Origin of the sequence: Kineococcus esterisolvens (genome assembly GCF_050871405.1) — a bacterium.
Lineage (GTDB): Bacteria > Actinomycetota > Actinomycetes > Actinomycetales > Kineococcaceae > Kineococcus.
In genome coordinates, this window is record NZ_JBJLRI010000017.1 from 21,387 (window position 1) to 32,360 (window position 10,974).

The window sequence follows — 10,974 nt, forward strand, 5'->3', positions numbered from 1 at the left end:
GTCAGCTCCCCGCACCGGAACGGCCGTGGCCGAGCTCGAACACGGGCAGGCGCAGGCGGCGGAACGCCACGCACGCGGCGGCGCTCCACACGACCGTGCACGCCGCCGCCGAAGCGGCCGCGGCCGCCCCGTCGACCCCGGGCAGGTCCCGCAGCAGCAGCACCGCGGTGGCGAGCACCGTGACCTTGAACAGGTAGACCATCAGGGCCAGCGCGAGGCTCAGACCCGGTTCCACGTGCTTGACCACGCGCAGCAGCACGAAGGTCGAGGCGAGGAACACGGTGGCCAGACCGCCGCCGACCAGTGCGCCGAGCGCGGCGGCCGAGCCCGCCTGGGCACCGATCCCGGTGCCGGCCAGCCAGACGAGGACGACGGGGGGCAGCGAGCGACGCGGGACGACGCTGAACACGTCGTCGGCACTCCTGGTCACGTCGGCTGCTCTCTGTCGTCGGCGGGTCGTCCGGGGTTCGGCTCGTCGGCGGTGTCCGCGGCGCACCCGTGCAGGGGCCGGGCGGACTTCGTGAAAGCTATCACGATCCGGAGGACCTCCTACGCGCCGTCGTGGACCCTCCCGGGGCGCTCAGGTGCGGGTGGGCTCCGAGGAGCGCGCGGGGGTCGCCCCCTCACCGCGGCCGGGCGGCGGGCGCCGCGAACGCCGCCAGATCAGCGGCCCGAAGGTGAAGGCCAGGACGACGCAGCCGGCCGCCAGCGCCACCGCGAGGGCCTGCACCAGGGGCAGGAACGCGTACGAGGCGGCGCCGAAGCTCAGGAACGCCGCCCACGAGTACATGACCAGCACCGCCACCCGGTGTGAGTGCCCCATCTGCAGCAACCGGTGGTGCAGGTGCTGCTTGTCGGGGTGCCAGAAGGCCTTCCCGGCGCGGGTGCGGCGCACCACCGCCAGCAGCATGTCCCCCAGCGGCACCAGCAGCACGGCCACGGGCAGCACGAGCGGGAAGAAGGCCGGCGCGATCTCCTCGTCGGCCACGGTCTCGGGGTCGACGGTGCTGGTGGCGGCGATGGTGGCCGTGGCCAGCAGCAGGCCCAGCAGCATCGAGCCGGAGTCGCCCATGAAGATGCGCGCGGGGTGCGAGTTGTGCGGCAGGAACCCCACGCAGCAGCCCACGGTGATGGCAGCCACGAGCGTGGCCAGGGACGAGAAGTCGTCGGGGAACTGCCCGCGCTGCAGGGCGTACGAGTACAGGAAGAAGGCCACCGCGCCGATGCCGACGATCCCCGCGGCCAGGCCGTCGAGGCCGTCGACGAAGTTCACGGCGTTCACCGACACGAGCACCACGAGGATCGTGATGGCCATCATGGCCGGCGCCGACAGCAGGGTGACGCCGCCGATGGGCAGCTGCAGCAGGCTGATGCCCTGCCAGCCCATGACCCCCGCGGCCAGCACCTGGCCGGCGAGCTTGGTGACCGCGTCGAGCTGGACGATGTCGTCGGCCACCCCCACCGCGCAGACGATCGCTGCTCCCACCAGGACCCACTGCGGGCCGGGCGAGGCGTCGAACACCCGCGAGGTGAAGGGGATCCGGCTGGCCACCAGGAGCCCGGCGGCCAGGCCCAGCAGCATCGCCACCCCACCCATGCGCGGGACCGGGACCGAGTGGACGTCCCGGTCCCGCAGCGGGGTGATGGCGCCGACGCGCTGCGCCAGGCGGCGCACCAGGGGCGTCGTCAGGTAGGTGACGGCGGCGGCCACGACGAGGACGAGCAGGTACACCCGCATCGGTGGTCAGGCTCCCGGGGAAGCGCCGGTCCGCTCCGCGCCCTGGCCGCCGACGGTCTCGGGGCGCTCACCGGGCCCCTCCCCCGGCTCGGGTCCGCGCTCCGGCCGCGGTTCCGCCTCCGGTCCGGGTTCGGGGTCGTACCAGCCCTTGGGGACCGCGCGGCGCAGCTCCTCCTCGCTGAGCGCCCCCACGCGCAGGATCCGCAGGGGGCCGTCGGAGGCGTCCACGATCGTCGAGGGCGCCCCCTTCGGGCTCAGGCCGCCGTCCAGGTAGACGCGCACCGAGGAGGCGAGCTGGTCGACGGCCTCCTGCACCGTCGTCGCGGCCGGCCGGCCGGAGAGGTTGGCGCTGGAGACCGCCAGCGGGCCGGTGCGCTTGAGCAGCTCCAGCGCCACGGGGTGCAGCGGCATCCGCAGCGCGACCGTGCCGTGCGTCTCGCCCAGGTCCCACGTCAGCGACGGCTGCGCGCGGCAGACGATCGTCAGGGCACCGGGCCAGAAGGCGTCCATCAGCTCCCGCACCGCGAACGGCACGGCCGAGGCCAGCCCGTCCACGGTGCGCACCTCCGGCACGAGCACGGGCGGCGGCATGTCGCGCCCGCGCCCCTTGGCCTCCAGCAGCTTGCGCACCGCCGCCGGCGAGAAGGCGTCCGCGCCGACGCCGTAGACGGTGTCGGTGGGCAGCACCACGACCTCGCCGCGTTTGACGGCGTTCTCGGCCGCGGCCAGGCCGCGCTCTCGGGTCACCGGATCGGCGCAGTCGAAAGGAGGTCTCACACGGGCGAGTGTCCCACCGGTGCCCACCGCCCCGGTGCCACCCGCCCGGCGGGTCGGGACGCGCCGGGGCAGCGGGTGGGGACGCTCACGCCCGCCGGGCGCTGGTGCAGCGGGGACGGCCGGTGAGGTCGCGGTGGCCGGCGACGTCCCGCCACGCCGGCCCGGTGAACATCCTGCGCGCGCCGTGCTCCTGCACCTCGGCGTGCTCCACGACGACGAACCCCCCCGGCCGCAGCAGGCGGGCCGCCGCGGCCACCACCCGCCGGGGCACCTCCAGCCCGTCGTCGCCGCCGCCGTAGAGAGCCGCCTCCGGGTCGTGGCGGGCCACCTCCACCTCCTGCGGCACCGCCCCCGGCGGCACGTACGGGGGGTTGCTGACGACGACGTCCACCGTGCCGTCGAGGTCCTCGAACGCGCTCGTGGCGTCCCCCAGGCGCAGGTCCAGCGCGGGGGCCAGCTCGTCGGCGTTGCGGCGCGCCCAGGCGTGGGCCATGGGGTCCAGCTCGACCGCGTGCACCCGCGCGGCGGGCACCTCCACGGCGACGGCCAGGGCGATCGCCCCCGAGCCGGTGCACAGGTCCACCACGACCGGCCGCCCGCCCGCCGCCACCAGGCGGGCGGCCTCGTCCACGGCGAACCGGGCGACGACCTCGGTCTCGGGACGGGGCACGAACACCCCCGGGCCGACCGCCAGCTCCAGCGAGCGGAACGGCGCGCGACCGGTCAGGTGCTGCAGCGGGACGCGCTGGACCCGCTGGGCCACCAGGTCGGCGAAGCGCACCGGCGCGACCGCGGAACCCAGCGCCGCCAGCACCCCCAGGCGCGAGCGGTCCACGCCCAGGTCGTGAGCCAGCAGCACCTCGGCGTCCGTGCGCGGGCTGGGCACGCCCGCCGCGGCCAACTGGGCCGCAGCTCGCTCGACCAGCGCCCGGACCGTCCCCCCCGGGGCCGTCGTGACCGTGTCGTCGTCGCTCACGCGGGGGCACCCGCCGAGGCGAGCTGGGCCGCCTCGTCGGCGTCCACGGCGGACTGGATCACCGGGTCCAGGTCGCCGTCCAGGACGGTGTCGAGGTTGTACGCCTTGAACCCGGTGCGGTGGTCGGCGATGCGGTTCTCACCGAAGTTGTAGGTGCGGATGCGCTCGGAGCGGTCCACCGTGCGCACCTGCGAGCGCCGAGCGGCCGACGCCTCGGCGTCGGCGGCCTCCTGCGCGGCGGCGTGCAGGCGCGCCCGCAGGATCCGCAGCGCCTGCTCCCGGTTCTGCAGCTGCGACTTCTCGTTCTGGCAGCTGACGACGATGCCGGTGGGCAGGTGCGTGATGCGCACCGCCGAGTCGGTGGTGTTGACGCTCTGGCCTCCCGGCCCGGAGGAGCGGAAGACGTCGACGCGCAGGTCGCCCGGGTCCACCTGCACCTCGACCTCCTCGGCCTCGGGCACCACGAGCACGCCGACGGCGGAGGTGTGCACGCGCCCGGCGGACTCGGTGACGGGCACGCGCTGCACGCGGTGCACCCCGCCCTCGTACTTCAGCCGGCTCCACACGCCCTCGGCTGCGGCGCCGCGGGTCTTCACGGCCACGGAGACGTCCTTGTAACCGCCCAGCTCGCTGTCGGTGGAGCCCAGCAGCTCGGTGGTCCAGCCGCGGCGCTCGGCGTAGCGCAGGTACATGCGCAGCAGGTCGCCGGCGAACAGGGCGGACTCCTCGCCCCCCTCCCCCGCCTTGATCTCGAGGATGACGTCGCGGGAGTCGTCGGGGTCGCGGGGCAGCAGCAGGCGGCGCAGGCGCTCGGCGGCCTCGTCGGCGGCCCGTTCCAGCGCGGGCAGCTCGGCGGCGAAGGAGGGGTCCTCGGCGGCCAGCTCGCGTGCGGCACCGGCGTCGCCGGCTGCCGCGCGCCAGGTGCCGTGGGCGTCCACGACGGCCCCCAGCTCCGCGTAGCGCCGGCCCAGCGTGCGCGCCAGGGCCGCGTCGGCGTGCACCGCGGGGTCGGCCAGCCGGCGTTCCAGCTCGGCGTGCTCGTCGAGCAGCGGCTGGACGGACTCGAACACTGCGGGAGCCTCCCGGGACGAGGGGTGTGTGCGGGAACGCGACAGCGCCGGCCCCTCCGCCCGGGAGGGCGGTGGGACCGGCGCTGCGAGCGTGCTACTTGGCGGTCTTCTTGGCGTAGCGCGCCTGGAAGCGGGCGACGCGGCCGCCGGTGTCCAGGATCTTCTGCTTGCCCGTGTAGAACGGGTGGCAGGCGCTGCACACGTCGGCGCGGAGCTCGCCGCTCGTCGAGGTGCTGCGGGTGGTGAACGTGTTGCCGCAGGTGCAGGTCACCTGGGTGTCCACGTACTCCGGGTGGATACCGGCCTTCATGGTGTTCTCCTCGTCGCGTCGAGCGGCACCGGGTCGCCCTCCCCGAGGGGGTGGTGCGGGCGTGAGCCGGGGCCTGCGGTCGAGCCAGTGTCCCACAGCGGGCTGCAGGAGCGGCTCACCTGGTGGAACCGGTGGCCCGGCGCGGTGATTCCCGCGCCGGGCCACCGGTGGTCGTGCTGGTCAGTCGTCGGAGTCCTTGTTGACCAGGGGCGTCGACTTCTGCACCTGGACGAGGAACTCGAGGTTGCTGCGGGTCTTCTTGAGACGGTCCAGCAGCAGCTCGATGGAGGCCTGCGCGTCCAGGGCGGTGACCACCCGGCGCAGCTTCCAGACGGTCTGCAGCTCCTCGCGCGACATGAGGATCTCCTCGCGCCGCGTGCCCGAGGCGGGGACGTCCACGGCCGGGAAGATGCGCTTGTCGGCCAGCTGGCGCGACAGCCGCACCTCCATGTTCCCGGTGCCCTTGAACTCCTCGAAGATGACCTCGTCGGCCTTGGAGCCGGTCTCGACCAGGGCCGAGGCCAGGATCGTCAGCGAGCCGCCGTTCTCGATGTTGCGGGCGGCGCCGAAGAACCGCTTCGGCGGGTACAACGCGGAGGCGTCCACACCGCCGGAGAGGATGCGGCCGCTGGCCGGCGCGGAGATGTTGTAGGCGCGCGACAGGCGGGTCAGCGAGTCCAGCAGCACGACGACGTCGTTGCCGAGCTCCACCAGGCGCTTGGCCCGCTCGATGGCGAGCTCGGCGACCGCGGTGTGGTCGGCGGCGGGACGGTCGAAGGTCGAGGCGATGACCTCGCCCTTCACCGTGCGCTGCATGTCGGTGACTTCCTCGGGCCGCTCGTCCACCAGGACGACCATGAGGTGGCACTCGGGGTTGTTCGTGGTGATGGCGTTGGCGATGGCCTGCATGACCATCGTCTTGCCGGCCTTCGGCGGGGCGACGATGAGACCGCGCTGCCCCTTGCCCAGCGGGGACATCAGGTCGATGATCCGCGTCGTCATGATGTTCGGTTCGGTCTCGAGCCGCAGGCGGTCCTGCGGGTACAGCGGGGTGAGCTTGTTGAACTCCGGCCGGTTGCGGGCCTGCTCCGGCGGGGCGCCGTTGACGGTGTCGACACGCACCAGCGCGTTGAACTTGGCCCGCTGCCCCTGCTGCTCGCCCTCGCGGGGCTGGCGCACCGCGCCGGTCACCGCGTCGCCGGGGCGCAGGTTGTTCTTCTTGACCTGGTTCAGCGAGACGTAGACGTCGTTCGCGCCGGCGAGGTAGCCGGAGGTGCGGATGAACGCGTAGTTGTCCAGCACGTCCAGGATGCCCGCGACCGGCAGCAGGACGTCGTCCTCGCTGATCTCGGTGTCGATCTCGGGAGCACCGCCGTCGCGGCCGCCGCGGCGGCCCTTGCGGTCGCGGTAGCGGTTGCGGCGCCCGCGGCGCCCGCCGCGCTCGTCGTCGAAGTCGTCCCCCGCGGGACCGGAGCCGCCCGCCGACGCGGCGCGGGGCTCACGGTCCTCGCGGGGGGCCCGCTCCCCGCGCTCGGGCCGGTCGCCGCGGGGGGACTCGCTGCGGGGGGACTCGCTGCGCTCACCGCGGTCCGCGCGCTCGGCCCGGGGGGCCTCGGTGCGAGGAGCGTCGGTGCGGGGCGTCTCGGCGCGCTCACCGCGGTCCGTGCGCTCGGCCCGGTCGGGGCGCGAGGGCTCGCCGCCGTCGGCCTGGGACTCCCGGCGGGGCAGGGGCGGCAGCTCGACCTGCTGGTCGGGCTCGCGCACGCGGTCGCGGCGGGCCCGCTCGCGTCGGGAGAGGCGCTCGGGGCGCTCGGCGCGGGAGGTGAGCTCCTCCAGGGTCGGCAGGGCGGCGGTGTCGCCGCCGTCCTCACGACGCTGCGCGGCACCGGCGGCCGGCTCGTCGCCGCCCGTGGCGGGCGGCGCACCGGTGGGAGCGCCGGCGCGGCGCGGTCGGCGACCACCGCGCTCGGCGACCGGAGCGGCAGGAGCCTCGACCGCGGGCCCGGTGGCGGCCGGGGCCCCGGTGGCGGGCTCGGTGGCCTCGGCGGGGGCCCCGGTGGCGGGCTCGGTGGCCTCGGCGGGGGCCGTGGCAGCGGGCTCGGCAGCGGGCTGGGCGGTGGGAGCCTCGGCGGCGGGCTGCGCAGCGGGAGCCTCGGCGGCGGGGCGGCCGGAGCGCTGCGGCACCGCGGCCTGGTGCTCACGGATGGCGGCGAGCAGGTCCACCTTGCGCATGCGGCCGGTGCCGCTGATCCCGAGCTCCGCGGCCAGGGCCTGCAACTGGGGCAGACGCAGGGCGGAGAGGCTGCCGGTGCGGCGGGGTGCGCTCGCGTCGGCGGCTGCGCCGTCGGGCGCGGCGATGTCGGTGGTGTCGGTCACGAAGGTCCTTCCCCCTCGTCCAGCGACTGGCCAGCAGAAGAGGCACGGTCGCGATGACTGCCCGCAACGGGCAGGAACTGTGTCCACGGACGCACAGAGAGCGCGAATCATCGTGGATGCGCACCGTTCGACGAGGAGAGCATGCGCATGAGGGGAACGCGACCCCGCCGGTGAGGTGCTGCCACGATCGTAACACCACAGCGTGCCGATGCGTTCCTCGTCCCCCGATCGGCCGCCCGGCGCGCCGGGCTCAGGCGCCGGGGACCCAGCTCACCCCGTGCTGCGCGACGGGCACGGCCAGCACCTGCCAGCCGCCCTCGGCGGCCGCCACGTCCTCGACCTCCGCGACGTGCCGGGCGGGCACCAGCACCAGGGCACTGGGGCCGGCCCCGGAGACCACGGCGGCCAGACCACGCGCGCGCAGCCGCCCCAGCAGGACGGCCGTGCGCGGCATGGCGGGGCCGCGCTGGTCCTGGTGGAGCCGGTCGACGGTGGCGTCCAGCAGCAGCTCCGGGGCGCTCGTCAGGGCGTGCACGAGCAGCCCGGCGCGCCCGGCCGTCAGAGCGGCGTCCGCGTGCGGCACCGTCGCCGGCAGCAGGGCGCGGGCCCGGGAGGTGGCCAGCTGCTCGGCGGGCACGCACACCACGGCGCGCACGTCCGGGTGCACCGGGAGGCGCACCGAGCGCACCGCCTCGGGACGGGTGGGGTCGTCGCCACGGGTCCAGGCGATCGTGAAACCGCCGAAGACGGCCGGGGCGGCGTTGTCCGGGTGCCCCTCTCGACGGCTTGACTCCAGCAGCAACCGTTCGCGCACCTCGTGCTCGGCCGCGCCGGCCGCGCCCGCCGCGGCGAGCAGCCCGCGCGCCACGGCCAGGCCGGCCACGATCGCCGACGCCGACGAGCCGAGCCCGCGCCCCTGGGGGATGACGTTGCGGCAGAACAGCTCCAGCCCGGTCACGGCGCGGCCGGCGGCGGCCAGCTCCTCCAGCGCGACGCGGGCCACGAGGTGCCGCTCGTCGTCCGGGAGCCGGTCGGCGCCCTCCCCCTGGACGTGCACCCGCACCCCGCCGGGCGCCACGCGCGCGCGGACCTCGTCGTGCAGGTCCAGCGCCAGGCCGAAGGCGTCGAAGCCGGGACCGAGGTTGGCGCTGGTGGCCGGCACGCGCACGGTCGTCGCGGTGCCCGCGGGCAGCTCGGCCACGGGCACCCCGGTGGCGGCCGGGGGGACGGGGAGGGCGCTCACGTCCGGTGCCCCCTCAGACGTCGAGGTCCAGGGCACGCGCGATGGTCACCGCGTCCGACTGCACACGCACGGGCTCGACGGCGTGCCGCCGGCCGTCCGCGCCCGTGCTGCCGGCCAGTTCCAGCGCCCACTGCGGGTCCTTCAGCCCGTGCCCCGTGACCGTGATCACGATGGTCAGGCCCTCCTCCACCTCGCCCGCCTCGCAGGCCGCCAGCAGGCCCGCGACCCCCGCGGCCGAAGCGGGCTCGACGAAGACGCCCTCCTTCGAGGACAGCCACCGGTGCGCCGCGAGGATCTGGTCGTCGCTCACGGCGTCGATGCGCCCGCCGGAGTCGTCGCGCGCCGTGGTGGCGCCGCTCCAGGACGCGGGGTGGCCGATGCGGATGGCCGTGGCGATGGTCTCCGGCTCGTCGACGGGGTGCCCCTTGACGATCGGGGCGGCACCGGCGGCCTGGAAGCCCCACATCCGCGGCCGCTTCGTCGCGACACCGTCGGCCGCGTACTCGCAGTAGCCCTTCCAGTACGCGGTGATGTTGCCGGCGTTGCCGACGGGCAGGGCGTGGATGTCGGGGGCGTCGCCGAGGACGTCGACGACCTCGAAGGCGCCGGTCTTCTGGCCCTCGATGCGGTACGGGTTGACGGAGTTCACCAGCTCGACGGGGTACGCCTCGGCCAGCTTGCGGGCCTGCGTGAGGCAGTCGTCGAAGTTGCCGTCGACCTGCAGCAGCGTGGCGCCGTGGGCGACGGCCTGCGACAGCTTGCCCATGGCGATCTTGCCGTCCGGCACGAGCACGGCGCAGCGGATGCCCGCGGCCGTGGCGTAGGCGGCCGCGGAGGCGGAGGTGTTGCCGGTGGAGGCGCAGATGACGACCTCGGCACCGTTCTCCTTGGCCTTGCTCATCGCCATCGTCATGCCGCGGTCCTTGAAGGACGCGGTGGGGTTGCAGCCCTCGACCTTGAGGTAGACGCGCCCGCGGGTGCGCTCGGACAGGTGCCGGGCGTGCACCAGGGGCGTGCCGCCCTCCCCCAGGGTGACCACGGGAGTCGTCCCCGTGACCGGGAGCCGGTCGCGGTACTCCTCGATCAGGCCCCGCCACACGTGCGCCATCAGGCGACGCCCCCCTTCGCCTCAGCACGGGCCTCGTGGCCCTCCACACGCAGCACGCCGGCCACCGAGTCCACGATCTCCAGGTCCTCCAGCTCGTCCACCGTCGCCGACAGCGCCGCGTCCGCCGCGCTGTGGGTCACCACCACGAGCACCGCCCGCCCCCTGCCCCCGGCCGCCGAGGGCTCCTGGCGCTGCTGCACGGCCTCGATCGAGACGCCGTGCGCGGCGAAGACGCCCGCCACCTGGGCCAGCACGCCGGGCTTGTCGGCCACGTCCAGGCGCACGTGGTAGCGCGTCACCGTGTCGTCCATGGGCAGCACGGGCAGGTCCGCGTAGGCCGACTCCCCCGGGCCGCGACCGCCGGCGCGACGGTGCCGGGCCACGGCCACGACGTCGCCGAGCACGGCGCTGGCCGTGGGGCCCCCGCCCGCGCCGGGACCGTAGAACATCAGCTCACCGGCCGCCTCGGCCTCCACGAACACCGCGTTGAACGCCCCGCGCACACCGGCCAGCTGGTGCTCGCGCGGCATCATCGCCGGGTGCACGCGCACCGAGACGGCGTCCTCGCCGCCGGGCCCGCTGCTGCGCTCGGCGATGGCCAGCAGCTTGACGACGCAGCCCTGCGCCTGCGCCGCGCGCACGTCGGCCGCGCTGACCCCGGTGATGCCCTCGCGGTGGACGTCCTCCAGCGCGACGCGGGTGTGGAAGGCCAGGGAGGCCAGGATCGCGGCCTTCGCCGCGGCGTCGAAGCCCTCGACGTCGGCGGTGGGGTCGGCCTCGGCGTAGCCGAGGGCCTGCGCCTGCTCGACGGCCTCGGCGAACCCCATCCCGGTGGTGTCCATCTGGTCGAGGACGTAGTTGGTGGTGCCGTTGACGATGCCGAGGACGCGGGTCACCCGGTCGCCCACCAGCGACTCGCGCAGCGGCCGCAGCAGCGGGATCGCCCCCGCCACGGAGGCCTCGTAGTACAGGTCCACGCCGTGCTCGGCGGCCGCCTCGTACAGCGCCGGTCCCTGCGCGGCCAGCAGCGCCTTGTTCGCCGTCACGACCGAGGCGCCGTGCTCGATCGCGCGCAGCATCAGCGACCGGGCCGGCTCGATGCCGCCGATGACCTCGACGACCACGTCGGCGCGGGTGACGAGCTCCTCGGCGTCGGTGGTGAACAGCGCCGGGTCGACCGGCAGACCGCGGTCGCGCCCCAGGCGGCGCACGGCGATGCCGACCAGCTCCAGGGGGGCGCCCACCCGCGCGGCGAGCTCGTCGGCCTGCGTCGTCAGCAGCCGCGCCACCTCGGTGCCGACCACCCCGCACCCGAGCAACGCGACCTTCACCGGCTCCACCGCAGCTGTCCCTCCACCGTCCCGATCCCCTCAGCG

At 75.4% G+C, this 10,974-nt stretch carries 10 protein-coding genes; all 10 read right to left on the reverse strand.

Going from position 1 to position 10,974, the window contains the following annotated elements; translation table 11 throughout:
- Position 1: 1 nt before the first annotated feature.
- The 10 genes from ACRYR8_RS07995 to ACRYR8_RS08040 all read right to left on the reverse strand — a co-directional run bounded on the left by ACRYR8_RS07995 (position 2) and on the right by ACRYR8_RS08040 (position 10,929).
- Positions 2 to 430 (reverse strand): Cg1360 family ATP-synthase-associated protein, encoded by a 429-nt coding sequence (locus ACRYR8_RS07995; RefSeq protein ID WP_432483849.1) that lies wholly within the window; start codon positions 428 to 430, stop codon positions 2 to 4.
- A gap of 150 nt (positions 431 to 580) precedes the next feature.
- Entirely contained in the window at positions 581 to 1,738 is a 1,158-nt protein-coding gene (locus ACRYR8_RS08000; protein WP_432483851.1) for a glycosyltransferase family 4 protein, read from the reverse strand.
- Positions 1,739 to 1,744: 6 nt separating this feature from the next.
- A complete protein-coding gene (locus ACRYR8_RS08005; RefSeq protein WP_432483853.1) occupies positions 1,745 to 2,515 on the reverse strand; it encodes an L-threonylcarbamoyladenylate synthase in 771 nt (256 codons plus the stop codon).
- Positions 2,516 to 2,600: 85 nt separating this feature from the next.
- Complete coding sequence (gene prmC, locus ACRYR8_RS08010) at positions 2,601 to 3,491, reverse strand: peptide chain release factor N(5)-glutamine methyltransferase (protein ID WP_432483855.1); 891 nt, start codon at positions 3,489 to 3,491, stop codon at positions 2,601 to 2,603.
- Complete coding sequence (prfA, locus tag ACRYR8_RS08015; protein ID WP_432483857.1) at positions 3,488 to 4,561, reverse strand: peptide chain release factor 1; 1,074 nt, start codon at positions 4,559 to 4,561, stop codon at positions 3,488 to 3,490. The genes prmC and prfA overlap by 4 nt, the downstream gene beginning before the upstream one ends.
- Before the next feature lie 94 nt (positions 4,562 to 4,655).
- Positions 4,656 to 4,871 carry a 50S ribosomal protein L31 gene (gene rpmE, locus ACRYR8_RS08020; protein ID WP_432483859.1) on the reverse strand — a complete coding sequence of 72 codons (216 nt, stop codon included), beginning with the start codon at positions 4,869 to 4,871 and terminating at the stop codon, positions 4,656 to 4,658.
- A 180-nt stretch (positions 4,872 to 5,051) separates the two neighbouring features.
- Positions 5,052 to 7,247: a transcription termination factor Rho gene (gene rho / locus ACRYR8_RS08025; protein ID WP_432483861.1), complete on the reverse strand. Its 2,196-nt coding sequence runs from the start codon at positions 7,245 to 7,247 to the stop codon at positions 5,052 to 5,054.
- Positions 7,248 to 7,497: 250 nt separating this feature from the next.
- Complete coding sequence (thrB, locus tag ACRYR8_RS08030) at positions 7,498 to 8,439, reverse strand: homoserine kinase (RefSeq protein ID WP_432483900.1); 942 nt, start codon at positions 8,437 to 8,439, stop codon at positions 7,498 to 7,500.
- Positions 8,440 to 8,503: 64 nt separating this feature from the next.
- On the reverse strand, positions 8,504 to 9,598 hold the full coding sequence (gene thrC / locus ACRYR8_RS08035; RefSeq protein WP_432483863.1) for a threonine synthase: 1,095 nt from the start codon (positions 9,596 to 9,598) through the stop codon (positions 8,504 to 8,506).
- Complete coding sequence (locus ACRYR8_RS08040) at positions 9,598 to 10,929, reverse strand: homoserine dehydrogenase (RefSeq protein WP_432483865.1); 1,332 nt, start codon at positions 10,927 to 10,929, stop codon at positions 9,598 to 9,600. The genes thrC and ACRYR8_RS08040 overlap by 1 nt, the downstream gene beginning before the upstream one ends.
- Positions 10,930 to 10,974 lie beyond the last annotated feature (45 nt).

What these genes read in the sequence shown, in the direction of transcription:
- ACRYR8_RS08000 (WP_432483851.1), bottom strand. Translation starts at nt 1,738, where the DNA reads ATGCGGGTGTACCTGCTCGTCCTCGTCGTGGCCGCCGCCGTCACCTAC.
- rpmE (WP_432483859.1), bottom strand. Translation starts at nt 4,871, where the DNA reads ATGAAGGCCGGTATCCACCCGGAGTACGTGGACACCCAGGTGACCTGC.
- thrC (WP_432483863.1), bottom strand. Translation starts at nt 9,598, where the DNA reads ATGGCGCACGTGTGGCGGGGCCTGATCGAGGAGTACCGCGACCGGCTC.